22 protein-coding genes are annotated in these 23,433 nt (G+C 75.3%); 16 read left to right on the top strand and 6 right to left on the bottom strand.

The window, feature by feature from the left end:
* Positions 1–6: 6 nt before the first annotated feature.
* Positions 7–837, bottom strand: a complete 831-nt coding sequence (locus ABZ495_RS29300) for an SDR family oxidoreductase (RefSeq protein ID WP_329491499.1) — start codon at positions 835–837, stop codon at positions 7–9.
* 565 nt (positions 838–1,402) lie between these two features.
* On the opposite strand from ABZ495_RS29300, the gene ABZ495_RS29295 reads away from it, so the two are divergent.
* On the top strand, positions 1,403–1,720 hold the full coding sequence (locus tag ABZ495_RS29295) for a hypothetical protein (protein WP_329491498.1): 318 nt from the start codon (positions 1,403–1,405) through the stop codon (positions 1,718–1,720).
* Positions 1,721–1,811: 91 nt separating this feature from the next.
* Here ABZ495_RS29295 and ABZ495_RS29290 read toward each other — a convergent pair whose 3' ends face one another.
* On the bottom strand, positions 1,812–2,246 hold the full coding sequence (locus ABZ495_RS29290) for a hypothetical protein (RefSeq protein WP_329491497.1): 435 nt from the start codon (positions 2,244–2,246) through the stop codon (positions 1,812–1,814).
* Positions 2,247–2,864: 618 nt separating this feature from the next.
* Between ABZ495_RS29290 and ABZ495_RS29285 the strand changes: the two genes are divergently transcribed.
* From ABZ495_RS29285 to ABZ495_RS29240, 10 genes are all read left to right on the top strand, one after another.
* A complete protein-coding gene (locus ABZ495_RS29285; protein WP_359838882.1) occupies positions 2,865–4,637 on the top strand; it encodes an AMP-binding protein in 1,773 nt (590 codons plus the stop codon).
* The gene (locus ABZ495_RS29280; RefSeq protein ID WP_359838881.1) at positions 4,634–4,921 is read left to right on the top strand and encodes an acyl carrier protein; all 288 of its coding nucleotides are present in this window, start codon (positions 4,634–4,636) and stop codon (positions 4,919–4,921) included. The genes ABZ495_RS29285 and ABZ495_RS29280 overlap by 4 nt, the downstream gene beginning before the upstream one ends.
* Positions 4,918–6,294 carry an FAD-dependent oxidoreductase gene (locus tag ABZ495_RS29275; RefSeq protein WP_359838879.1) on the top strand — a complete coding sequence of 459 codons (1,377 nt, stop codon included), beginning with the start codon at positions 4,918–4,920 and terminating at the stop codon, positions 6,292–6,294. The genes ABZ495_RS29280 and ABZ495_RS29275 overlap by 4 nt, the downstream gene beginning before the upstream one ends.
* A gap of 257 nt (positions 6,295–6,551) precedes the next feature.
* Complete coding sequence (locus ABZ495_RS29270) at positions 6,552–8,258, top strand: class I adenylate-forming enzyme family protein (protein WP_359838877.1); 1,707 nt, start codon at positions 6,552–6,554, stop codon at positions 8,256–8,258.
* Between the two features lie 6 nt (positions 8,259–8,264).
* Positions 8,265–9,677, top strand: a complete 1,413-nt coding sequence (locus tag ABZ495_RS29265; RefSeq protein WP_359838875.1) for a lysine 2,3-aminomutase — start codon at positions 8,265–8,267, stop codon at positions 9,675–9,677.
* Positions 9,674–10,723: a hypothetical protein gene (locus tag ABZ495_RS29260; protein ID WP_359838874.1), complete on the top strand. Its 1,050-nt coding sequence runs from the start codon at positions 9,674–9,676 to the stop codon at positions 10,721–10,723. Before ABZ495_RS29265 ends, ABZ495_RS29260 begins: the two co-directional genes overlap by 4 nt.
* The gene (locus ABZ495_RS29255; protein WP_359804857.1) at positions 10,720–11,952 is read left to right on the top strand and encodes an AMP-binding protein; all 1,233 of its coding nucleotides are present in this window, start codon (positions 10,720–10,722) and stop codon (positions 11,950–11,952) included. The genes ABZ495_RS29260 and ABZ495_RS29255 overlap by 4 nt, the downstream gene beginning before the upstream one ends.
* A gap of 14 nt (positions 11,953–11,966) precedes the next feature.
* Positions 11,967–13,283 carry an MFS transporter gene (locus ABZ495_RS29250; RefSeq protein ID WP_359804855.1) on the top strand — a complete coding sequence of 439 codons (1,317 nt, stop codon included), beginning with the start codon at positions 11,967–11,969 and terminating at the stop codon, positions 13,281–13,283.
* A complete protein-coding gene (locus tag ABZ495_RS29245) occupies positions 13,280–14,152 on the top strand; it encodes an SDR family NAD(P)-dependent oxidoreductase (protein WP_359838872.1) in 873 nt (290 codons plus the stop codon). Before ABZ495_RS29250 ends, ABZ495_RS29245 begins: the two co-directional genes overlap by 4 nt.
* Positions 14,153–14,208: 56 nt before the next feature.
* The gene (locus tag ABZ495_RS29240) at positions 14,209–15,474 is read left to right on the top strand and encodes a phenylacetate--CoA ligase family protein (RefSeq protein WP_359804851.1); all 1,266 of its coding nucleotides are present in this window, start codon (positions 14,209–14,211) and stop codon (positions 15,472–15,474) included.
* 78 nt (positions 15,475–15,552) lie between these two features.
* Here the strand turns inward: ABZ495_RS29240 and paaI are convergent, their stop codons facing one another.
* Positions 15,553–15,990, bottom strand: a complete 438-nt coding sequence (gene paaI / locus ABZ495_RS29235; protein WP_352295698.1) for a hydroxyphenylacetyl-CoA thioesterase PaaI — start codon at positions 15,988–15,990, stop codon at positions 15,553–15,555.
* A 256-nt stretch (positions 15,991–16,246) separates the two neighbouring features.
* Here paaI and ABZ495_RS29230 point away from each other — a divergent pair, with 256 nt between their 5' ends.
* Both ABZ495_RS29230 and ABZ495_RS29225 read left to right on the top strand, forming a co-directional pair.
* On the top strand, positions 16,247–16,621 hold the full coding sequence (locus tag ABZ495_RS29230; RefSeq protein ID WP_359804847.1) for a MauE/DoxX family redox-associated membrane protein: 375 nt from the start codon (positions 16,247–16,249) through the stop codon (positions 16,619–16,621).
* Between the two features lie 199 nt (positions 16,622–16,820).
* On the top strand, positions 16,821–17,258 hold the full coding sequence (locus ABZ495_RS29225; protein WP_359838870.1) for an SH3 domain-containing protein: 438 nt from the start codon (positions 16,821–16,823) through the stop codon (positions 17,256–17,258).
* 123 nt (positions 17,259–17,381) lie between these two features.
* On the opposite strand, the gene ABZ495_RS29220 is transcribed toward ABZ495_RS29225, so the two are convergent.
* Positions 17,382–17,978, bottom strand: coding sequence for a hypothetical protein (locus tag ABZ495_RS29220; protein WP_359838868.1), 597 nt, complete (start codon positions 17,976–17,978; stop codon positions 17,382–17,384).
* Positions 17,979–18,262: 284 nt separating this feature from the next.
* Entirely contained in the window at positions 18,263–18,433 is a 171-nt protein-coding gene (locus ABZ495_RS29215) for a hypothetical protein (protein ID WP_352295687.1), read from the bottom strand.
* A 302-nt stretch (positions 18,434–18,735) separates the two neighbouring features.
* Here ABZ495_RS29215 and ABZ495_RS29210 point away from each other — a divergent pair, with 302 nt between their 5' ends.
* The 3 genes from ABZ495_RS29210 to ABZ495_RS29200 all read left to right on the top strand — a co-directional run bounded on the left by ABZ495_RS29210 (position 18,736) and on the right by ABZ495_RS29200 (position 21,598).
* The gene (locus ABZ495_RS29210; protein ID WP_359838866.1) at positions 18,736–19,458 is read left to right on the top strand and encodes a DUF4232 domain-containing protein; all 723 of its coding nucleotides are present in this window, start codon (positions 18,736–18,738) and stop codon (positions 19,456–19,458) included.
* 85 nt (positions 19,459–19,543) lie between these two features.
* A complete protein-coding gene (locus ABZ495_RS29205; protein WP_359838864.1) occupies positions 19,544–20,545 on the top strand; it encodes an MBL fold metallo-hydrolase in 1,002 nt (333 codons plus the stop codon).
* A gap of 123 nt (positions 20,546–20,668) precedes the next feature.
* Complete coding sequence (locus ABZ495_RS29200) at positions 20,669–21,598, top strand: hypothetical protein (RefSeq protein WP_359838862.1); 930 nt, start codon at positions 20,669–20,671, stop codon at positions 21,596–21,598.
* Positions 21,599–21,755: 157 nt separating this feature from the next.
* Here ABZ495_RS29200 and ABZ495_RS29195 read toward each other — a convergent pair whose 3' ends face one another.
* Positions 21,756–23,120, bottom strand: a complete 1,365-nt coding sequence (locus ABZ495_RS29195; protein WP_359838860.1) for an FAD-dependent oxidoreductase — start codon at positions 23,118–23,120, stop codon at positions 21,756–21,758.
* Positions 23,121–23,433 lie beyond the last annotated feature (313 nt).

The raw sequence follows: 23,433 nt of genomic DNA, 5'->3' as shown, positions 1-23,433 counted from the left end.
GTCGGCTCAGGTCCGCGGCGGCGCCAACAGGGCCCGGGCGGCGGCGATCTCGGCGCGGGCCGCCTCCTCGACCGCCGTCAGGTGCTCGGCGCTGCCGGGCCCGACCGGTATCCGCACCGGGAGCGGTCCGGAGGCTTCGACGATCCGGAGCACCTGCCGGGCGAAGTCCTCGGGCCGGCCGACCCCGGGCACCTCGGCCAGCGCACCGAGCGCACTGCGCATCGGGCCGGTGAACTCCGCGTAGTCCGGCGAGCGGCCGGCCGCGTCGGCGAGCGAGGAGCCGTACCGGGTGGCGTAGCCGCCGGGCTCCAGCGCGGCGACCCGGATGCCGAACGGGGCCGCCTCGGCCGCCAGCGCCTGGGTCATGCCCTCCAGGGCGTGCTTGCCGGTGACGTACGCGGCCAGGCCGGGGAAGGCCGTCCGGCCGGCCAGCGAGGAGACGTTGAGGATGTGTCCGCCGCGCTGCGCGCGCATCACGGGCAGCGCCAGGCGGGCCAGCCGCCACGGGCCCACCACCAGGATCTCCAGCTGGTCCCGGAGTTCGTCGTCGCCCACCTCCTCGACCGCTCCGAAGAGCCCGCAGCCCGCGTTGTTGACCAGGACGTCCAGGCCGCCGAGGCGGTCGACCGCCACCGCGACGGCCTCCGCGCACTGCCCGGGGTCACGGACGTCCAGGGCGACCGGGACGACCCGGCCCCGGTGCTCGCCGACCAGGCCGTCCAGCGCCACCGGCTTGCGGGCGGTCGCCACCACGGTGTCCCCGGCGGCCGCCACCGCTCTCGCCAGTGCCAGTCCGAGCCCGGACGAACAACCCGTGACCAGCCAACGTCGTGCCATGACGGCCCCCCTGACCTCGTGTGCGGTGTGTCCCGCCACGGTCCCAGAGCCGTCCGCCGCCGCCCAGAGCCGGGACCGACCGCCCTGCGGCGCGCGGTGGCGCGAAGGGGCGCGGGAATCCGCCACGCGCCCCTCGACCGGGGCGGCCCCGAAAGGGGCCCCGGGGCCGGGCGGCGCTCCGGCCTCAGCGGCTCGCGAGGCCGTCGGCGCCGAGGGCCTCCAGGATCTGGCGCCCGGTCGGGTCCGCGAGCGCGCGGCGGAGCCCGGACCAGCCCCGGGTGTCTGCCACCCGCCATTTCCAGCAGTTCGGCCGCCTGACCGACACGTGGCCCACGAGAGTCGGGGGCGCCCCGTGGCGGACCGCCGGGCAGTCTCACCCGGTGGCGCGAAGTCGCCTGCTCATGTCACACACCGTTGACAGTCATCACACACCTCCCTCAGGATTTCACCCGCCCCACACAACTGACGGCACCTCACCGACCCGTCGGAGCGCAGCGGAAACCGTCGGACCCCATCGGGCCCGTGCAGCCCTCGCGCGCCGCCGCCGCCCCCGGAAGGACTCCCCATGCGCCGCACCACCGCCCTGCTGCTGACCTCCCTGCTCGCCTCCGCCGCCGCGCTGGCCGCCCCGACCGCCGCCGAGGCGCGGGCCGGCGCCGACAACCCGACCACCGGCTCGTGCGTCGCCTACCCCTCGGGCCCGTTCGGCGTCGGCGTCTGTTCCGGCCTCGAACCCCGCCGGGCCTGGTCCGTCTCGGCCAAGTGCATGTCCGGCCTCACCGTCACCAGCGGCCTGCGGCTCGGCGACGGCACCGCGACCGCCAACTGCGGCAACAGCCGGGTCTACACCACCCAAGTCTCGATCGGACCGATCCTCCCGTAGCGCCGGCCTCCGGACTCCGCCGGCCGAGCCGACCGGGCGGGCGCCCCCGGAGTGCACGGAACGCAGTGGCGCGTCGGCCCGGCCGTGACCCTCAGGCGTGCGGCTCGACCGGTCGACCCGCCGGATGGGCCGTGCCGAGCGGGGCCAGCACGGTCGCGGCCGCCGTCACCGCCTCGGCGACCAGCGCCGCGGTGCGGGCCGCCTCGTAGAGGTGCTCACGGGCGTCGCGCGCGGCCCGCAGGGCCTCGTGGGCCCGCTCCCCGTCGAGCCCCTCGCCGCGGGCCGGACCGACGCGCCCGGCCGCCTGCTCACTGCTGAGGAACGAGGCGAGCTGGTCCAGGAGTTCGGGCAGCCGGGCGGTCACCCCGGCCAGCGCGGCGACGGCCTCGACCGCGTCCCCCGGGAGCACCAGGCCGGGCGCTCCCCCGGGTGCACCGCTGCGCACCGCGGCGCTGAGCAACTCGGCCGCCTCCGAGGACAGTTCGGCAACGGACAGCGAGGGCGAGGGCGGTACGGCATCACTCACGGCGACTCCTCCTTGGTGATCGGCAACCGGGCCCGACCCGGGCGCCCGGGGCAACGCTGCGGGTTCGTCTGCCCCGTCGGCGCGCAGCCAGGCCTGCGCCGGCCCACCGTGGCAGGAACCGGTCACCACCGGCCGGCCAGGGCGCGGCGCGACCGCCGGCCAGGCGGCGGCACCCCGCGCCACCGTCGGAACGGGCCGACCCCGGAGGAGCCCGGCCGACGCACCGGTGGCGGCGGGCGACCGGGACCGGTCCGGGCGGCGGCACCGGCCGCGACCGCGTCGTCACGGCCCGGGAGAGGCCCCGCGACCGGCGGCGTGGCCCCGAACACCGCAGCGGTCGCCACCGCGCCGCACCGCGACCTCCTGGGCGGCGCCGCCGCCCGGACCGGCGGTGCGCCCGCGCCCGGCCGCGCCGGCGGCGGACCCCACCCACGAGGCTCCGTCGGACCCGGCACGAACGGCCGGCGGACGTTCACCGGGACATGGCTCGGCGCCATTCTTTCCCACCGCCACCGACGTCAATCCGGCGACGGCGGACATTCTTCGGCAGCGCGGCTTCGTTCACCATTCGACCACACCACGGCGCCGCAATATCCTCAACAGCCATTGTGACACCGCATGTTCGAAGGTAGAGTCCCGGTCCGCCGAGCGCGAATGAGCGCTTGCGAGCAATTCTTTGGGGCGGGCATGTCACATGACAACAGCACCACTGGAGTTCCTTCCGACTTACTTGACGCGTTCACGGAAACCGTTGGCCGCTTTCCGGAGCGCCCGGCGATTGTCCGGCACGGCCGGGCCATCGGTTACGCCCGTCTGCACGCGGCGGTGAGCGACCTGGCCAGGCGCCTCGGGCCCGACCCGGGGGTGGTCGCCGTGCAGGCGCACCACATTCCGGAAACGGTTGTCGGGCTGCTCGGCATCCTCGCCGCGGGTGGGGTCTACTGCCCCACCGATCCGGCATTCCCGGCCCACCGGTCGCAGACGATGCTCTCGGCGGTCGGCTGTCGCACAATGGTCGCGGCCGACCCCGGATCGGCGCACCGACTCGGCCTCGATTGGATCGCCCCGGCCCCCCTGCCGGAATTCTCCGAAAACCTGGGGAGAACGGCCCGGGCGGGCGTTCCGAATTCGCCCGGCACCGCGCCGGACGCCGTTCCGGGCACCGCACCGGACGCCCTTCGCCCGCCTCCGGCGGAGCCGGGCCGGAGCGCGGACGCCGGCCGGAACGCGGCCACCGGCCACAGCGACGCCCGCGACGGCGCCGGGACTCGGAGCGGGACCACCGGCGGGGAACCGGCCTACCTCCTCTTCACCTCCGGCTCCACCGGACAGCCGAAACCGGTCCTCACCCCCCGCCGGGCCCTCGCCGCCGTGCTGCCCTCACTGCGCGAGCTCTTCGGCCTCACGCCCGACGACCGCGTGCTGCAGTTCGCCTCCCTCAACTGGGACACCTGCTTCGAGGAGATCCTGCCGACGCTCACCGCGGGCGCCGCCCTGGTGTTCGACGACGAGGCGCACCGCGGGTCCTTCCCGCGGTTCCTGCGGATGGTCGAGCGCGAGCGGATCACCGTCCTCGACCTGCCGACCGCCTTCTGGCACGAGCTGGTGCTCCACCTGGCCGAGGAGGGCGCACCCCTGCCCGACTGCGTACGGGTGCTGGTGATCGGGGGCGAGCCGGCGAGCCCCGCCCGGCTGTCCGACTGGACCGCGCTGGACACCGGGCGGATCCGCCTGGTCAACACCTACGGCTGCACCGAGACGACGCTGATCACCCACGCCGTCGACCTGCACGGCCCGCAGGCGCCCCCGGCCGGCTGGGACTGGCCCGGCGGCGCCCGGGCGCCGATCGGCCGCCCGCTCCCCCACGTCGTTCAACTGATCAGCGAACAGGGCGAGTTGCTGATCGGGGGGCCGTCCGTTGCGCTGGGCTACCATGGCCTGCCCGAGGCCACCGGCGCCAGGTTCACCGTCGTCGACGGCGTCCGCTGCTTCCGCACCGGCGACCTCGTGAGCGGGTCCCCGGACGGCCTCCTCACCCACCGCGGCCGGCTGGACGGCGAGGTCAAGGTCCGGGGCATCCGGGTGGACCCGGCGGAGGTGGAGGCGCACATCGCGGGCCACCCCGGGGTGCACGCGGTGGCGGTGGCCGCGGCGACGCTCGCCGGCCGGTCCGCCCTGGTCGCCTATGTGGTGGCGCGGGCGGACGCGACGGGAGGAACGCTGGACGCCGACGTCCTGGCGTACCTGCGCGCGGAGGTCCCCGGCCATCTCGTGCCCAGCCGGATCACCGTGGTGCCCGAACTGGTGCGCACCACGAGCGGAAAGGTCGACCGGGGCGGCTCGCACCGCCGGTACGCGGCCCCCGAACAGGTCAAAGGAGACCCTCGATGAACGTTGACGCCACCCTCTCCACCGCCGTCCACGGCATACCGGCAGCCGCCGCGGAGCGTTCCGCCGCCTGGGTCGACGGCCTGGTGGCCCTCTTCCGCCGGGTGCTGGAGACACCCGAGGTCGCGGCCGACTCCGACTTCTTCCAGCTCGGCGGCGACTCGCTGATCGCCACCCGGGTGCTCAGCGCGATCGCCCGCGACCACGGCGTGGAGCTGTCCTTCGACGACTTCCTGCTCGCGCCGACGCCCCGGGCGCTCGCCGAGAAGATCGCGGCCGGCAGATGACCGACCCCGACGACGCCGCGGCGGCACCCACACCTCGGGAGCCCGGCCGGGTCAGGACCGCCGTCGTGGTCGGCGCCGGGCTCGCCGGCCTCACCGCCGCCACCGGGCTGGCGGCCCAGGGCATCGACGTCACCGTGCTGGAGGCCCGCACCCGGGTCGGCGGACGCACCCGCGGCCTGCCGGTCGCGCCCGGCTGCCAGGTCGACGCCGGAGCCGCCTACCTGGGCGAGCGGCACACCGAACTCCTCGCCCTGGTCGAGGAACTGGGCCTGGACACCACGCCGACCACGATGCGGGGCGCCAGCCGGTTCGTCCTCGGCCCCGAGGGCACCACCCGGGACGGCCGGTTCCCGCCGCTCAACGCGGTGGCACTCGGCGACCTCTTCGACCTGCTGGACGAACTCACCGCGACCGTCCGCCCCGACGCGCCGTGGCTCACTCCGGACGCCGAGCGGCTGGACACCCTCACCGCCGCCGAATGGGCCGACCGGCGGCTGACCCACCCGGACGCCCGGCTCTTCTTCCCGCTGTTCCTCGGCGAGATGATGGCCGCCGACCCGGCCGACGTCTCCGTGCTGCACATGGCGTTCTACCTCCGCTCGGGCGGTGGCGTCCGCTACCTCAACGCCTTCGAGGGCGGCGCCCAGCAGGACCGGATCACCGGCGGCGCCCACCAGGTGTGCGAGCGGCTGGCCGGCCGGCTGGGCAGCCGGGTGCGGCTCGGCGAGGCCGTCCGCGCGGTCCACCAGGACGACGCCGGGGTCACCGTCCACACGACGGCCGGCGCCCACCGGGCGGACGTCGCGGTGCTGGCGCTGCCGCCGCTGCTCGCCGACGCCGTCGAGCACCGGCCGGTGCCGACGGTGCCCCGGGCGGGCGACCGGACGGCGCGGGGCTGCGCCGTGAAGGCGACCCTGGTCTACCCCGCGCCGCTCTGGCGCGCGCACGGCCTCTCCGGCTGGTCGGTCAACGCCGAGGGCCCGCTGCTGTCGACGGTGGACGACTCGCCGGCCGACGGCGGGGTCGGCGTCCTGACCGGCTTCGTCACCGGGGCCGAGGCCCGGCGGTTCGGCGCGCTGAGCCCGCGGCGGCAGCGCGCGGCCGTGGTGGAGCAGGCCGCCCGGATCTTCCCGATGCTCCCGCCGCCGACCGGCCTGCACATCACCGACTGGGTCGACGAGCGGTACAGCCAGGGGTGCTACGCGGCGCTGCGGGGGCCCGGCGACTGGCTCCGGTACGGGCCGACGCTGACCGCACCGCACGGGCGGGTGCACTGGGCCGGCACCGAGACCAGCACCGAGTACTTCGGGCTGATGGAGGGCGCCGTCCGCTCCGGCCACCGGGTCGTCGCCGAGATCCTCGCCCGGGACTGACCCCGGCACCCAGCCGGGTGCCCAGCCCGGCAGCCACCGCGGCCCCGCCCCGGCCGGGCCGTTCACGAAGGCGCACCGGCAGCCGTCCCCGCCCCGGGGCACCGCCACCCGGCGCCCCGCCGTACCCGCACGCCCGCACGCCCGCACGCCCGCACGCCCGCACCAACCGGTCCACGCCGCAGCGCGGGCCGGCCCCCCACCGTCGCCCGGCCCGGTTCCACAAGGACCCCGCCGGGCCACTCCCCCAGGAGACCGCCATGAGCGACCGGAGTCCCCTCGCGCCCCTCGCCGCCCGGGAACGGCTGATGACCGAACCCGCCCTCGGCGCGGGCAACTTCCTGGACCACGCCCTCGCGGTCAACCCGAACCGCGCGGTCCCGTTCGCCTACAGCCACCACACCGACCACCGCGGCGCGGTCGTCCTGCGCGGCCACAGCCTGCTCGACCTCGCCGCCCTGCGCGACTGCTACGCCAGCTGGTACTGGGCCAACGGCGTGCGCCCCGGCGAGCCGGTCGGCGTCGTCGTCGGCGAGGGCCTGGAACCGCTGCTGCACTTCCTCGCGCTGACCGCCCTCGGCGCCGTCCCCGCCCTGGTCAACGACGCCATGCGGCACGACGTCATGGTCCGCTACCTCGACCACGTGGGCGTGGTCGGCATCGTGGCGGACGATCCCACCCGCCTCGCCTCGGCCTACCGCGAGGCCCCGAGCCGCCGCCCCCGGTTCATCGTGCCGGCCGCCGAGATCCGGGCCTTCGACGCCGGCGCGGCCCGGCTCCCCGAGGTCTACCCGTACCGGCACGCCGACGCCGACGTGGTCGCCCTGATCCACTCCTCGGGCACCACCGGCACGCCGAAGTCCACGATGCTGGCGCACCGTCAGTTCTGGGACGGCAAGCAGCCGCGGATGGTGCGCTTCCCCGCGGAGCCGTACGACCGGCTGATGTCGATGATGCCGCACACCCACGCGGGCGGCCTCAGCTACTTCCTCACCGCCACCCTGCTCGGACTGCCGACCGTGGTGATGTCCGACTGGCGGCGAGCGGTCGTGGAACCGGTGATGGAGGCCTTCCGGCCCACCATGGTCGCCTCCTTCCCGCGCACCTTCGTCGAGCTGGCCACCGGCGAACCGCCCACCAGGGGCGCGGCCGAGGTGCACTCCTGGTTCAACACCGGGGACAGCGCGCACTACGGGCACATCCGGCGACTGGTGCGGCTCGGGCGGCGGCCGGCCGGGCTGATCCGGCCGTGGCTGCTGCCCCGGCAGCGGGCCGAACAACCCGACCTGCCCGGTTCGCAGTTCATCGACGGCCTGGGCTCGTCCGAGATGGGCATGGCGCTGTTCGGCCAGGTGACCACACCGGAGAGCGCCCGCGACGACCGCTGTGTCGGCAAGCCGCTGGAGGTCGTCCGGCGGGCCTCGATCCTCAGCGAGGACGGCGAGGAACTCCCCGACGGCACGGTCGGGTTGCTCGGTGTCGTCTCCCCCTCGCGGACCCCGGGGTACTGGAACGACCCCCGGCTCACCGCGAGCTTCGAGCTGGCCGGCCACTGGCTCACCGGCGACGTGGCGCGCCGCGACGCCGAGGGCAACTTCTACCACCTCGACCGGACGGTGGACGTCATCGACACCGCGGCCGGCCCGGTCTACAGCCTGCCGATCGAGGAGGTGCTGCTGGCCGACTGCGGCGAGCTCGTCCAGGACTGCTCGGTGATCGGCGTGCCCGGGTCGCCGGGCGAGGGCCAACGGCCGCTCGCCGTCGTCCGGTTGCAGACCGAGGCCGCAGCGGCGACCGCCGAGGAGGTCCAGGAGGCTGCCAACAAGGCGCTCGCCGGCGCCGGACTGGCCACGCTCGCCGCGGTGAGCATCGCCCGGACACCGGAGGACTTCCCGCTCGGGCCGACCGGCAAGGTGCTCAAGCGCGAACTGCGGACCCGCTTCGCCACCCGCTTCACCGGCCAGTAGCGCCCGATGGACCGCCAACCCACCCGGCAGCCCTACCAGTACGTCCGGACCGCGCTGGCCGAGCCGGACTGGCGCCGGCTGCCGGGCTGGCGCCACGTCACCGCGGCGCAGTGGCGGGACGCCCAGTGGCAGCGGGCGCACTGCGTGCGCAGCGCCCGGCAGCTGCGGGGCGTCGTCGGAGCGCTGCTCACCGACCGCTTCTACGACGAACTCGCCGCCGACCAGGCCGGGTTCGCCACCATGTCGATGCTGCTGCCGCCGCAGATGCTGAACACCATGGCGCCGCACGCACCGACCGTACCGCAGGCGTTCACCGAGGCCTTCCTGGCCGATCCGGTCCGCCGCTACATGCTGCCCGTCCGCGCGGACCGCCACCCGCGCTGGCCGAGCCACCCCAAGGCCGAACGCGACTCCCTGCACGAGGCCGAGATGTGGGTGGTGGAGGGGCTCACCCACCGCTACCCCACCAAGGTGCTGGCCGAACTGACCGCCACCTGCCCGCAGTACTGCGGGCACTGCACCCGGATGGACCTGGTCGGCAACTCCACCCCCCAGGTCACCAAGACCAGGCTGGCGCTGCGGCCGGTGGACCGGCAGGAGCAGATCCTCGACCACCTCAAGCGCACCCCGTCGGTGCGCGACGTGGTGGTCTCCGGCGGGGACCTCGCCAACGTGCCCTGGCCGCAGCTGGAGACGTTCCTGCTGCGGCTGCTGGAGCTGGAGTCGGTGCGCGACATCCGGCTGGCCAGCAAGGCGGTGGTCGGCCTGCCGCAGCACTGGCTCCAGCCGCGGATCGTCGAGGGGCTGGGCCGGGTGGCCGCCGTCGCGGCCCGCCGGTCGGTCAGCCTCGCCGTGCACACCCACGCCAACCACGTGCAGTCGGTGACGCCGCTGGTCGCCGAGGCGGCCCGGGCGCTGCTGGACGCGGGCGTGCGGGACGTGCGCAACCAGGGCGTGCTGATGCGCGGGGTCAACGCCACCCCCGAGGACCTGCTGGACCTCTGCTTCGCCCTCCAGGGCGAGGCGAACATCCTCCCCTACTACTTCTACCTCTGCGACATGATCCCGGGCGCCGAGCACTGGCGCACTCCGGTGCACCGGGCCCAGCGGCTCCAGGAGGCGATCATGGGCTACCTGCCCGGCTACGCCACCCCGCGGATCGTCTGCGACGTCCCCCAGCTCGGCAAGCGCTGGGTGCACCAGGCGGTCGCCTACGACCGCGAACGCGGCATCTCCTCCTGGACGAAGGACTACCGCACCGCGCCGGAGGCCCGCGAGAGCACCGACCTCGACGCCGTGCTCGACCGGCGCCACCTGTACTACGACCCGGTGGACACCCTCCCGGAGCCGGGCCGCCGCTGGTGGTCCGAGCAGCCCGGCACCCCCTCGTCCGCACCCCCTCGGAAGGACACGCCGTGACCCCACCCCCCACCGCGCCCGGCGCCGGGCCGCTGCGCCGGATGTGCTGGATCTTCCCCGACCGGGAGTCGACCAGGATGGCGGCGACCTGGCGCCCCTTCTTCTGGGACCTCTACGCGGAGGTCGCCGAGAGCCTGGGGATGAGCTGGACCAGGCACGCCCCCGACGCGGTCACCGTCGACGGCACCGTACGCGGGCGGCCGGTGGTCTACGTGGACGACGAGGCGGTCTCGCCGCAGGACACCCTCTTCGTGACCGCCCTCTACTCGCTGCCGTACCAGTCGATGGACGTCTTCAACCAGTACGCGCTCTACGCCGTGCTCGAACAGGCCGGGTTCTACCTGCCGTTCCCCCCGCTGATGTCGCTCATCGGCAACGACAAGCTGGCCACCCTGCTGCACCTCGCCGATTCCCCCGTCCCCCCGGTCCCGACCGTGCGGATCGGCACCGGCCGCGACATCGCCAAGCACCAGTACGAGGTGGCGCTGGGCGGTATGACCTACCCGGCCATCGTGAAGCCGGCCGGCTGGTGCGGTGGTGGCGGGATCAACCTGGCCCGCAGCGCCGAGGACCTCCGGGGCCTGGCCAGCCTGGCGCAGGGCGGGGACACCACGCTCGTGGTCCAGCCCTACCTCGGCGACGGGACGGTCGACTACCGGGTGTACGTGGTCGACGGCGAGCCGTACGCCGTGATGAAGCGGATCCCGGAGCCGGGCTCGCCGGTCGCCAACGCCAGCCGGGGCGGCGCCATGGAGTTCCCGGCCGTCCCGGCCGAACTCGCCGCCGCCACCGCCTACTTCGCCGAGCGGCTGCCGATGCCGTTCTTCTGCGTCGACTTCCTCTTCGACGGGGAACGGTACTGGTTCTCCGAGCTCGAACCGGACGGGGTGATCGCCCCGGACCTGGACGACCCGCAGCGCACCCTGCAACGGGACATCACCCGCGCCCGGTTCACCGCCTACCGGGACGCCCACGCCGCCTGGCTGGCCGGCCGCGGCGGCGAACCGGCCACGCCCATCTCGGAAACGGAGACCCGGACGCGATGACCGAGCCGTTCTCACTCCCCCCGGACGCGGCCGAGCCGCGGCTGCACGTCGCCCGGCGCACCCTCGAACGTCTGCGCGGCGTACCGGGGCTGGCGCAGCGCTACGCGGACTGCGCGGCCCCGCGCACGCTCGACGGGCTCGCCGCGCTGCCGCCGCTGGACAAGGACGGCCTGAACGCCGCCCTCGCGCACCTCGAACCCCGGGCCGCCCCGGGCGCCGGGGCGACCTGGCTCTTCCAGAGCGGCGGCAGCACCGGAGCGCCCAAGGTCGGCCACGCCCCCACCGGCTTCTACATGGCCGGGGTGCACGCGCGGTGGCGGCCGCTGGAGCGCGACGACGTCTTCGTCAACGCCTGGGGGGCCGGCCGGATGTGGGGCGCGCACTTCCTCGCCGCCGCGCTGGCCGACCTCGCCGGGTGCCGGATCCTCGCGGTGGGCTCGGTCGCCACCGACGAGTACGCCGACTGGCTGCGGTTCTTCGCGACCGCCCGGGTCACCGCGATCGGCGGGACACCCAGCGTGCTCCGGCTCTGGTTCGCCCGGGCGCGGGACGCCGGGCTGGAGTTGCCGGCGCTGCGCAAGGTGCTCTGGCTCGGCGAGGCGTGGCAGCCGCAGCTGGAGGCGGACCTGGCCGCGGTCGCCCCGCGGGCGCGCCGGTGGGGCATGTTCGGCAGTACGGAGACCTGGGTGGTCGGGACCAACACCCCGGACTGTCCGGCCGACACCTTCCACCCGCTGCCCGAGCAGCTGGTGCACGTCGGCGCGGCGGAGCTGCTGGACTTCACCACGCTCGACCCGGCGGTGCTCAACCCGGTGCTGCGCTACCGCACCGGCGACGCGGGGACGCTGCTGGCCTGTCCGTGCGGCCGGCCGGGCTCCGCGATGCGGGTCCTGGGCCGCCGGGACAGCGTGGTGCAGGTCCGCGGGCTGGGACTGCACGTGGACGAGGTCATCGCACGGGCGGAGCGGGAGCCGGGGGTGTCCCGGGCCCAGGTGGTGATCACCGAGGAGCACGGCCGGGCCGCCACGGTCGAGCTGCTGCTGCTCGCCGGCCCGGGCGGACCGCCCGACACCGAGCGGCTGCGCAGGGCCGTGCTGTCCGCGACCTTCACGCTCAGCACCGCCTTCCAGCACGATCCGGAGTCCTTCCGGGTGCGCCGGGTGGACGAGCTGGTCAGCAACGGCCGGACGGGCAAGACGGCCGGCCTCGTCGTCCGGGAGGGCTCGTGAAACCGGGAGGGCCCGTGAAGCCGCGCAGGCCCGTCTCGCTCGGGCGCGGGTTCAACCTGTTCTGGGCCGGCCAGACGGTCAGCACGGTCGGCGACCGGGTCACCGTGTTCGTCGTCCCGACCCTGATGATCTTCGTGCTGCACGCGAGCGCCCTCCAGGTCGGCGTCGTGGCGATGGCCCAGTACCTGGGCATCCCGCTGCTCGGCCCGGTCGCCGGCGTGCTGGTCGACCGCTGGGACAAACGCCGGACGATGCTGGTCTGCGACCTCGTCCGACTGGTCGCCGTCGCGGCCGTCCCGCTGGCGTACTGGCTGGACGCGCTCTCCACGCCACTGCTGGTGGGCTGCGTGGCGGTGATCAGCGGCGCGACGATCTTCTTCAACGTCGGCTACCTCGTCGCCGTCCCCGCCGTCGCGCCGAAGGACCAACTCGTCCGCGCCTACTCCAGACTGGAGGGCAGCGGCTCGGTGTCGGAGGTGGCCGGGCCGTCGATCGCGGCCGGCCTCTACAGCGCGCTGGGCGTCGCCGCCCTGCTCGTCGACGCGGCCAGCTACCTGGTCTCCGCCGCCTGCTTCCGCCGGATGCCGGCCTGGGGCGAACGGACGGTCGCCACCGGCTCCGTGCGGGAACGGCTGACGGCGGGCTTCCGGCTCAACCGGGCCGACCCGGTGCTGCGCCGGGTGGTGGCGGCCGCGGTGACCCTCAACTGCGGCGGGCCGATCTTCGTCACGGTGCTGCCCGTGCTCGCCTACCGGGGCCTCGACGTCTCGGTCGGCGTCTTCGGCGCGGCCATGTCGGTCGCCGCGGTGGGCGCGCTGGCCGGCGCGGTCGTCGCCCCGAGGATCAGTGAACGCCTCGGCCTGGGGCGCACGCTGGCCTGGTCGCTGCTGCTGCACTGCCTGGTCGGCCTCGGGGTGCTCGCCGCGCCCGCGCTGCCGGCCGGACCGGTGATCGCCGTGACGATGGGCTGCTACGGCTTCTTCATGTCCTGCATCAACGTCTGCAGCGCCCCCACCCGGCAGTCCCGGATGTCGGCGCGGCACCAGGGGGTGATGCACGCCGCCTTCCGGACCGTCACCTGGGGGGTGATCCCGCTCGCCGCCCTGGCCGGCGGGCTGGCCGTCTCGCTGCTGACCGGTCCGCTGGGGATCCTGGACGCGGCCCGGACGGTGATGGCCGGCGGCACCCTGCTGGCGGCGCTCTCCTTCCTGCCGGCACTCGGCATCCAGCCGCTGCTCGACGCGACCGAGCGGGAAGGGGCGCAGGAGCCGCCCGCCGACGCCGGACCGGCCACCGCCACCCCGCCCGCCCCGGCGGAGCAGACCTCATGACGCCGGACCGGGGTGTCCTGCTGGTCACCGGGGCGTCCTCGGGCATCGGGCTGGCCACCGCCGTGACCGCGGCCGGGGCCGGGTTCCGCACGGTCGCGACCGTACGCGAGCCCGGCCGGGCCGACGCCCTGCGCGCGGCCGCCGACCGCGCCGGCGTCGCGGTGGACGTCCGCCGCCTCGACGTGACCGACGCCGACTCCGTGACCACCTGCCTCGACGAGGTGCGGGGGGCGTACGGCCGGCTGGACGCGGTGGTCAACAACGCCGGTGTCTCCAACTCCGATCCCACCCTGGAGATGTCGACCGCGGCCGCGCTGCGGGCCAACCTGGAGGTGAACTTCTTCGGCGTCGTCGCGGTCAGCCGGGCCGCGATGCCGCTGCTGCGGGCCGCCTGCGGACGCCTGGTCACGATCGGCAGCGTGCACGGCGTCGTCGGCCAGCCGTTCAACGAGGCGTACTGCGCGGCGAAGTTCGCCGTCGAGGGGTTCATGGAGAGCCTGGCCCCGGTCGCCGCGGCGCACGGTGTGCGGGTGTCGGTGGTCGTACCGGGCTTCGTCCCGGACACCGAGTTCGGCGTGTTCCCGGACATCGACCGCTCGACCCTGCTGGCCGCCTCCGGCCCGTACGCGGGCACCTTCGCCGACTACCTCGACCGGCTCGGCGCCCAGGGCTGGGAGGCCGCCGGCCAGCCCGCCCGGGAGGTGGCCGAGGTGGTCGTCCGGACCCTGCTCGCCGAGCGTCCGGCCTTCCGCGTCCCCACCAACGCGTGGTCCGCCGCCCACCTGGACCACAAGCTCGCCGACCGGGACGGCTCGACCGTGCAGCGCCTCGCCCACAGCTGGATCGGGTACCCGCACCTCCCGGCCTGACACCGAATTGACGGACCATCAGCAGCTTTCCGGACCACCGATCGACAGGAGGAGCAGTGCCCGCGAAACCGCTTCAGGAGCTGGTCGACTTCGCCCGCGGCCACTCGCCGTTCTACGCGGAGGCGTACCGCGACGTCCCCCGGACGATCTCGCACCTCACCGAACTTCCCCTCATCGACCAGACCGCGTTCTGGGCCGCCAACACCTGGCCGGACAACCGGCTGCTGACCGGCCCGCTCACCGACGCCGGCGTCTACAAGACCGGGGGCACCACCGGCGTCCCGAAGTTCTCCCCCTGGTCGCGCACCGAGCACGCCGACTCCGTCACCGCCTTCGGCGCGGGCATGGTCCGGGCCGGTCTGAAACCCGGCCACCGGGTGGCCAACCTGTTCTGCGCGGGCGAACTCTACGGCGGCTTCCTCTACATCGAGAACGCGCTGCACCACGCGCCGGTGGAGAACGTCCGCCTGCCGGTCGGCTGCGCCGCGCCGGACGACTACGTGGTCGACCTGATCACCGGCTTCGGCGTGCACGTCCTCGCGGGCGAGCCGATGAAGCTCAGCGCGGTAGCCGAGTGCCTGGTCCGGCGCGGGCGCAGCGCCGACTCCGTGGAACTGCTGCTCTTCGGCGGCGACCTGCTCTTCGCCGACCTGCGGCCGATCCTGTCCCGGGCCTTCCCGAAGGCGGCCGTCTCCTCGGTCGGCTACGCCTCGAACGACGCCGGCCTGGTCGGCGCGCCGGTGCCGGGCGACGACGTCCGCGTCCACGAGGCCTTCCCGGACCGCACGGTGGTGGAGCTGGTCGACGAGGTGACCGGCGAGCCGGTCACGGCCGCGGGTGTGCCCGGCCGGGTCGTGGTCACCAATCTGTTCCGCACCCTGATGCCGATCCTCCGGTACCCGACCGGGGACCGCGCCGAGTGGGTCGACCCGGAGCGCGGGACGTTCCGGCTGGTCGGCCGGTCGAACGAGGGCGCCCGGGTGGGCACGGTGGCCCTGCCGACCGAGGAGATCCGCGCGGTGCTGCTCGCCGCCGACCCCGACCGGGTCATCTCGGGCCTGCAGCTGGTGCAGCGCCGCTGGGACGGCCGGGACGGCCTCGTGCTGCGCCTCGGGTACACCGGGCCGCCGCCGGCGGCGCCGGGCGGGCTCGGTGAACGGCTGGTCGCGGCCGTGTACGCGGCCGTGCCGCTCTACCCGGCCGAGGTGGCGTCCGGCGCGATCCACCACCTCGCCGTCGAGTGGGTGCCCCGCGCCGAGCTGGCGACCAACCCCCGGACGGGCAAGCTCCGTCAGGTGGTGGACGAGCGGCCCCGGGACTGAGCAGCACGGGCGGCCCCGGGACTCAGCGCCGCGGGCGGGGCCGCCGGTCTGTCGCTGGTGGGCCGCCGGGCGGGCCGGTCAGCCCGCCGGTGGCCGACCGGCGATGACGACGCTCTGCCCGCGGAACTCCGCGACGACCTTGCCCGTCGCCTGCCGGACGGTCACGTCGTAGATCCCCTGCCGCCCGGCGCGGGCCCGCTCCACCGCCTCCGCGACCAGCTCGTCGCCGGCCTCGGCCGGGGCCAGGAAGGTCACCTGCGCGGCCTGGGCCACGGTCACCGGGCCGTGGCTGTTGCACGCGTAGGAGAACGCCGCGTCGGCGAACAGGAACAGGAAGCCGCCGTGCGCCGTCCCGTGGCCGTTCACCATGTCCGGGCCGACCCGCATGCGCATCAGCGCCCGTCCGGCGGACACCTCGTCGAGGGTGATGCCCAGCGCGTGGCAGGCCCGGTCCCGGGCGTACAGCGCGTCGATCGCCGACTCCCCGGCCGGGGCCGCTCCGGTGTCCGCGTCCACGACGTCCCGCCTTCCCCGAGGGCCCGGCAGGTGGTCGAACCAGCACCGCCCGTCATCCTGCGTTCCGGATTACACCGAGCCACGGCACCGCCTGTCAATGACCCGCCTCCCGGACGGCGCGTGGCACACCGGCGGTCCCGGGGGCGCCTTCCCGCCCGGACGACGGGACGCTACTGTTCGGTAACCATGGCCGGGCGCGGCTCCCGGCACGCCCCGCCGACCGCGCCCGGGGCATCACATCGTCCGAGGAGTGACCGTGAAGCGATCGAGACTCTCCACCCGGCTCCTGAGCGGTCTGCTGCTCGGCGCCGGGGTGCTGCACTTCGCCGCGCCCCGCCCGTTCGAGGCGATCGTGCCCAAGCGGCTCCCGGGCAGCCGGCGGGGCTGGACGTACGCGAGCGGCGTCGCCGAACTCGCCATCGGCGCGGCGGTCGCCGTACCGCGCACCCGGCGGGTCGGCGCCCTGGCCGCGGCGGGCCTCTTCGCCGCCGTGTTCCCGGCCAACGTGAAGATGGCCTACGACTGGCGGCACCGGCCGGCCCCGCTGCCCGCCCTCGCCGTGGCCCGGCTGCCGCTCCAGGTGCCGCTGATCCTGTGGGCCCTGCGGGTCGGCCGGCGACCGCGGGGCTGACCGGCCCCCGGCACCCCGGCCCACCGGGCCTGCTGCGCCCCCCGGACCCCGCACCCCGCCGGGCCGGGACACGGGACGCCACCCGATCGACCGAGTCGGCGGCCGCCGTCCGGGTGGCGCGCGGCGGAAACGGTCCGCACACGCATCGCTCGCTCGTTCTGCCGTACATGCCCACACAGACCGATCCACCGGGGTCCCGGTGCGCCTGATCGGACGGACCGCTTCGGCGGTCCTGTCCCTGACGATCCTGGTCCTCCCGGCGGTGGCCGCCGGCGGCGACCGGCCGGCCGACGCGGACCCCGTGGCCCGGCCGCCCGAGAACGGCCGCACCGGCTGGGAGGTCGCGGCGGGCGCCGCCAACGTCCGCCGCGACCACTCGGTCAACGACACGGTGCTCGGCCTGACGCACTGCGGCGACCGGGTCGAGGTCCTGGACACCTGGACCTCACCGCTCGGCACCCGCTGGGGCCAGGTCGCGGTCATCCGCACCGGGGTCACCGGCTGGGTGCTCTGGTCCCTGCTCACCCGCCACGAGCCGGCCGCGGCACCCGTCGCGGACTGCCCGCCCCGGGAGTGCCGGCGCGCCGCTCCCCCGTGCGCTGGCGGGTCGACCGAGATCGGGCCGGCCCCCCGCTGATTCCGCCGATCCCCCCGGGCCGACCCCGTCGGCCCAGAGCTCGTCGGTTCAGAGCTCGTCGGCCCAGGGCTCGTCGGTTCAGAGCTCACCGGCCCAGAGCTCGCCGGCTCAGGGCTCGTCGGTTCAGAGCTCGTCGGCCATCGAGGCACCCCCGAAGAGGGCGAGCCCGGCCATCACGACCAGCAGGACGACGGCCACCGTGCGGTCCGCCGGATCGGGGCGCGGGCCGAGGCGGGGGTCGACGGTGCCTCGCGGGTCCACGGTCACCTGGAGCCGGTCACCGAGGGCGACGCGCCTGCCCCCGGTCCCGATGCCGGTGACCTCGGTCCCGTCGGCCAGCCGCACGTCGACCCCGGTCACGGCCGGCCCCTGACCGGCCATCGGGTCCGAGCCGACGACCGTCCGGACCACTTCGGCCTCGGAGGTGACCCCCCGGTCGTGCAGCAGCTGCTGCTCCTGCATGCCGAACCCGCAGACGAGGAGGCCGATCCAGGAGGCCAGCAGGCCGAACAGGGCGGCCGCCGTCCGCTCCGCGTTCCCCTTGGCCAACCGGACCACGGCGGCCACGCAGCCCAGCACGACCGCCGCGAAGCAGCCCGCGGCCACCAGCGCCGGGCCGTGGTCCCGCAGTTCGAGGATCCCCCAGGCGCTCAGCACCGCGGGCACCAGCCAGCAGACCCCCGACACCACCACGAACGACGCCCCCGCCGCACCCCGCATGGACTCACCCCCGGAATTCCCTACCCGGCGAGGAGCGCGGCGACGCCCGCCGCGCCGGTGCACCTCACCGACCGTCCTGGCGGCCTTCCCGGGGCGCACGGTCGAGGGCGTGGAGTGCCTGCCCGACACCAGCGACACCGTGCTCGGCACCGACGACGGGAACCTCGGCGGCCACCTCCGGACCCTCCCGCTCCGCACCCCCTGACCGCGGCTCCCCACCGCACCCCACGGCTCCACCGGTCGCGGCCGAGCCTCGCCCCTTCGGCCGCGCCCCGCCGGGCCGGTCAGCGGCGGCCGAACAGCTTGCCCAGCCAGCCTCCGGCGGCCCGGCCGCCGTCCTTCCCGCATGCGCAGCGGTCGGCCCGGGGTACCCCGGCCAGCACCTGGTCCACGTGCATGCCGCACCCGGCGTAGCCCGGCTTTCCGCAGGACCGACAGACGACGCGTCGACACATGACGCCCTCCTTCTTCTTCGGGGCGGCCGGACCGGCCGCCCTCCCGAATATACCCGAGGGGGTATTTCTCCCGGCCGGCGCCGATCCTCCTCCCCCCACCCCGCCCGAGCCGCTCCGCCCGACCCGGCCGTTCCGCGCGGCCGTTCCAGGCCGCCACGTTCACGCAGGTCAGAGGCCGAAGAACGTTCCAGCGTCCCGAATCAGCGGCAGGCCCTGGCGGCCGGAACGGCCCCCGGGCCAAGGTCGAGCCCAGACCCGGCAGACCGGGTTCCGCACCGCACCACAGACACCGGGGGCCTCCCATGCGCACCACTCACCGCCGACGCACCACCGCCCTGGCCGCGACGGGCACCGCCGCGCTCGCCCTCGTCCTCACCGCCTGCGGCGGGAATCCCGCGGACAGCGGGACCGCCGCCGCCCCGGCGCCCACGACGGCCGCGCAGTCCACGCCCGCCGCCACCGGGGCCACCACCACCTCCGCCGGCACCGCGCCGAACACCGCCGCCCCCTCCGGTGCCAAGACCGGCGCCGGCGCCGGGACGAGCACCCCCTCCGCGCGGCCGACCGGTGCCACGCTGGCACCCGCCGATCCGGCGGCGGCGTCCGCGCCGCTCTGCGCCGTCAAGGATGTCGCCATCAGCGCCGCCCTCCAGGACGGTCCGCCCTACACGCATCTCGTCCTGACCGCGAAGAACACCTCCGGCCACAGCTGCCGGCTCAGCGAGTACCCCCGGATCCGGTTCCTGGAGAGCCACCGCGAGAACGTGCCCGCCGTGGCCAAGAGCAGGCCCGCCGCGCCAGTCGTCCTCACCGCCGGCGCCCCGGCCTACGCCCTCGTGAAGCTGTCCGACGGCGGCGTGCACGAGAACAACGAGCCGGTGACCGCCTTCTCCGTCGCCCTCGACGGCGGCAGCGGCCCGGCCACCGTCAAGGCCCCCGGCAACGGCGGCATCGCCGTCGACCCGGCGGCCTGGGCCACCGGCTACTGGACGTACGAGCTGCGCAACGGCGCCGACGATTTCTGACCGGGCCCGCCCGGCTCCCGGAGCCGGGGGCGGCTGCTAGGTTCGCGAGGGCGGCTCCCGGTCGAGCCGACGCCGGACGGGGCGGGTGGCGCGCCCGGCCGGTGCGAACGACACCCACGGGAGAGCGCATGACCTCCGGCCCGCACCCGACCGCCTGCACGGACCCGGCCGGCCCCCGGCCCCGGTCGGCCCCCCGGCCCCGATCGACTTCTCGGCCCCGATCGACTTCTCGAACCTGGCCGAGCACGCCGCCGGGCGCTCCCTGGACGTGCGCTGGATCCACGGCTCGGAGTCGGCGAAGCACAACACCGACCCGGAACTCCAGGTTCACCACTACGACGAGCACACCGTGATCCTCCGGCAGAACATGGCCGTGAACTACGAGGCGCCGTTCCTCTTCCTGCTCTTCGGCAGCGAGCGGGCGGTACTGATCGACACCGGCGCCACCGCGTCCCCCGAGCTCTTCCCGCTCCGCCGCGTGGTCGACGAGCTGGTCGCGCGGTGGCTCGCCCGCCACCCCCGCACCGGCTACCGACTGCTCGTCCTGCACAGTCACGGCCACGGCGACCACGTCGCGGGGGACGCGCAGTTCGCCGACCGGCCCGACACCGTCGTGGTGGACGCGGCCGCCGACACCGTCCGGGCGTTCCTCGGGCTGGGCGACGATCCCGACCTCCCGGCCCGGCTCGACCTCGGCGGGCGGACGCTGACCTGTCTGACCAGTCCCGGCCACCACGAGGCCGCCATCACCTACTACGACCCGTTCACCGGCTTCCTGCTCACCGGCGACACCGTCTACCCGGGGCGGCTCTACATCGCCGACTGGGACGCCTACGTCGCGACGATCGACCGGCTGATCGCCTTCGCCGCCGACCACCCGGTCAGCCACGTGCTCGGCTGCCACATCGAGATGACCGACCGGCCAGGCGTGGACTACCCGATCCGGTACACCTACCAACCCGACGAGCCCCCGCTGCAGATGACGGTCGCCCAGCTCCACGACATCCGGCGCGCCCTGGATGAGGCGGCCGCCCGCCCCGGCCGGCACGCCTTCGACGACTTCGTGCTCTCCTACCGCACGGGCTGACCGGGGCCGACCGGGGTCCCGGCGGTCCGGCGCGACCGGCGGTCGGGCACGGCGGAGCGGAACGCCTTTTGCCCGCCCGGCCGTTCGCCCCCGGCGCGTCGGCCGTGCTGGCAGACTGACGCCATGGCAACCACCTCCGCGACGGTCCGGCACCGCTCCCACGCGTTCCTCTCGGCGGCCGCGCTCCTGCTAGCAGGGGCGGCCGTCACCGCGTGTTCCTCCGGCGGCGACTCCCGGCCCGGTCCGCCGCCCGCCCCGTCGGCCGCCACGCCCACCGGCCGGACCGTCGCCGTCTACACCCCTGACCACCCGTTGGACGAGGGGCAGCTGAAGCAGGCGGCCGAACTGCTGCGCAAGCGCGCCGAGGCGCGCGGCCTGCTGGACGCCCGGGTCGAGCCGGCGGCCGCCGCGCTGCGGCTCTCGGTCGCCGGACAGGTCGCCGGGGACCGCCTCGCGGCGCTCGGCCGCCGGGCCGCGCTGGACTTCCGCCCGGTCCTGGCCGTGGCGGTGGCCGCTGCTACGACTCCCGGCGCGGCGGAGGTCGCCCCGACCGGCACGGTGCCGCCCGAACTCGCCGCCGGGTTCGCCGCGCTGAGCTGCGGCGCACCGGCCGCCGCCCTCCCCGCCACCGTCGATCCGGGCGCCACCGTGGCGATCTGCGGCACCGCCACCAAGGCGGCCCCGGTGGTGATGAAGTACGCGCTGGCCCCGGCCGCCCTCCAGGGCAGCGACGTCGCGAAGGCCTCGGCAGTGCTCGACAGCCAGACCGTGGGCCGCTGGCAGGTCCAGGTGGACTTCACCCCGCAGGGCGGCACCGCCTTCGCCGCCCTCACCGGCAGGATCGCCCCGCAGCCGGAGCCCGCCAACCAGATGGCCGTCACGGTGGACGGCACGGTCCTCTCGGCCCCCTACGTCGCCGAGGCGATCACCGGTGGATCGGCCGTGATCAGCGGCACCTTCACCGAGGACGAGGCCAAGGACCTGGCCGCCGCCCTCACCGCCGGCAGCCTGCCCGCCCATTTCACGGCCGCGCTCGCCACCCCGACCGGCTGACCCGGATGCCGGGTCCCGCCGCCCGGTCCGAAGGCCGACGCTTGCGCGGCGCCGCACCCGCCCGCGGTCCCGCCGCCGTCGAGTCCGGCGGTCCGCCGGGGCCAGGAACATGTGCGCCGGGGCCGGCACCCCCGGCATGCCGGCCCCGGGCGGGGCGTCAGGCGCCGCTCTGGCGGAGCATCTCCTCGCGGTCGACGACCTTGACGCGGTCGCGGCCCTCGGCCGCGCCGAGGGCGCGCTCGTGCGCGTCAAGTTCCTTCCAGCCGTCCCAGGTGGTGAAGCGGACGCCCTGGCCGCGCAGGTGGGCCACCACCGCGTCGGGCTCGGGCGCGACGGCGCCGGGGAGGCGGCCGGCGGCGTGGTCGGCCAGCAGGCAGGCGACGGTCTCGTTGGCGTCGCCCTTGGTGTGGCCGATCAGACCGACGGGGCCGCGCTTGATCCAGCCGGTCACGTAGGTGGCGGTGAGGTGGGAGCCGTCGGCGGTCAGGACGCGGCCGGCCTCGTTGGGGACGGTGCCGCTGATCGGGTCGAAGGGCACCTTCGGCAGCTCGTCGGAGTAGTAGCCGATGGCGCGGTAGACGGCCTGGACGTCCCAGTCGGTGAACCGGCCGGTGCCCCGGACGTTGCCGGTGCCGTCGAGTTCGGTGCGCTCGGTGCGCAGGCCGCTCACCCGGCCGTCCTCGCCGATCACCTCGACGGGCGACTCGAAGAAGTGCAGGTGGACGCGGTGCGGGCGGTCGCCGACATCGCGGATGGCCCAGTTCTCGATGGTGGAGGCGACCATGTCGGCGTGCTTGCTGGCGCGGCGCTCGGCGATCGAGCCGTCGTCGTACTCGATGTCCTCGGGGTCCACGACGACCTCGATGGTCGGGGAGTGGTCGAGCTCCCGCAGCTCCATGGGGCTGAACTTGGCCTGGGCCGGGCCGCGTCGGCCGAAGACGTGCACCTCCAGCGCCTGGTTGGCCGTCAGGCCGGCGTGGACGTTCGGCGGGATCTCGGTGGAGAGCAGTTCCTCGGCGGTCTTGGCGAGGATGCGGGCCACGTCGAGCGCCACGTTGCCCGCGCCGAGCACGGCGACCTTGCGGGCCTCCAGCGGCCACGTCCGGGGGACGTCGGGGTGCCCGTCGTACCAGGAGACGAAGTCGGCGGCGCCGTAGGAGCCGTCCAGGCCGACGCCGGGGATGTCGAGTGCCCGGTCGGCCGTCGCACCGGTGGCGAAGACCGCCGCGTCGTAGAAGCGGTGCAGGTCGTCCAGGGTGAGGTCGTTCGGGTAGTCGACGTTGCCGAACAGGCGTATGCCGGGCTTCTCCAGGACCTGGTGCAGCGCGGTGACGATGCCCTTGATCCGGGGGTGGTCGGGGGCGACGCCGTAGCGGATCAGGCCGAACGGCGCGGGCATCCGCTCGAACAGGTCGATGGAGACGCCCGGGGCCTGGGCGGCGTCGGACTTGAGCAGGGCGTCTGCGGCGTAGATGCCGGCGGGGCCGGCTCCGACGATCGCGATGCGGATCGGGCGGGACATGGCGGGCGTTCCTCCGGACGGGCGAGCGGCAGACGGACGTTCGTAGCAAACCTCTGCAGTCTGCACTGCTGTAGGGGGTCCGGAGCTATGACCTCATAGAGCCAACCTATGGGCGGGGGGCGGAGGCCTCTGGTACCGGGCTCCGCCGCACCGGCGGCATCCCGGGCCGCCCGCGGTGCCCGGCGGCAGGCCGGGGCCGCCCACCCGCGCCGCGGAGTGTGAGAGGCTCCGGGGGACTCCGGCATGCCCCCGGCCGACCCGTCCGGACGGGCGCGGCACCGGCGCGGCGGCAACGGACGGCACGGGCGGACGC

It is taken from the genome of Kitasatospora sp. NPDC005748 (genome assembly GCF_040630735.1).
Classification (GTDB): Bacteria; Actinomycetota; Actinomycetes; order Streptomycetales; family Streptomycetaceae; genus Kitasatospora.
This window is presented reverse-complemented; position numbering and strand designations above follow the sequence as displayed.

Excerpts from the sequence above, each read along its gene's own strand:
- ABZ495_RS29300 (WP_329491499.1), bottom strand. The coding sequence starts at position 837 with ATGGCACGACGTTGGCTGGTCACGGGTTGTTCGTCCGGGCTCGGACTG.
- ABZ495_RS29295 (WP_329491498.1), top strand. The coding sequence starts at position 1,403 with ATGCGCCGCACCACCGCCCTGCTGCTGACCTCCCTGCTCGCCTCCGCC.
- ABZ495_RS29285 (WP_359838882.1), top strand. The coding sequence starts at position 2,865 with ATGTTCGAAGGTAGAGTCCCGGTCCGCCGAGCGCGAATGAGCGCTTGC.
- ABZ495_RS29280 (WP_359838881.1), top strand. The coding sequence starts at position 4,634 with ATGAACGTTGACGCCACCCTCTCCACCGCCGTCCACGGCATACCGGCA.
- ABZ495_RS29275 (WP_359838879.1), top strand. The coding sequence starts at position 4,918 with ATGACCGACCCCGACGACGCCGCGGCGGCACCCACACCTCGGGAGCCC.
- ABZ495_RS29270 (WP_359838877.1), top strand. The coding sequence starts at position 6,552 with ATGAGCGACCGGAGTCCCCTCGCGCCCCTCGCCGCCCGGGAACGGCTG.
- ABZ495_RS29265 (WP_359838875.1), top strand. The coding sequence starts at position 8,265 with ATGGACCGCCAACCCACCCGGCAGCCCTACCAGTACGTCCGGACCGCG.
- ABZ495_RS29255 (WP_359804857.1), top strand. The coding sequence starts at position 10,720 with ATGACCGAGCCGTTCTCACTCCCCCCGGACGCGGCCGAGCCGCGGCTG.
- ABZ495_RS29245 (WP_359838872.1), top strand. The coding sequence starts at position 13,280 with ATGACGCCGGACCGGGGTGTCCTGCTGGTCACCGGGGCGTCCTCGGGC.
- ABZ495_RS29220 (WP_359838868.1), bottom strand. The coding sequence starts at position 17,978 with ATGCGGGGTGCGGCGGGGGCGTCGTTCGTGGTGGTGTCGGGGGTCTGC.
- ABZ495_RS29215 (WP_352295687.1), bottom strand. The coding sequence starts at position 18,433 with ATGTGTCGACGCGTCGTCTGTCGGTCCTGCGGAAAGCCGGGCTACGCC.
- ABZ495_RS29210 (WP_359838866.1), top strand. The coding sequence starts at position 18,736 with ATGCGCACCACTCACCGCCGACGCACCACCGCCCTGGCCGCGACGGGC.
- ABZ495_RS29200 (WP_359838862.1), top strand. The coding sequence starts at position 20,669 with ATGGCAACCACCTCCGCGACGGTCCGGCACCGCTCCCACGCGTTCCTC.
- ABZ495_RS29195 (WP_359838860.1), bottom strand. The coding sequence starts at position 23,120 with ATGTCCCGCCCGATCCGCATCGCGATCGTCGGAGCCGGCCCCGCCGGC.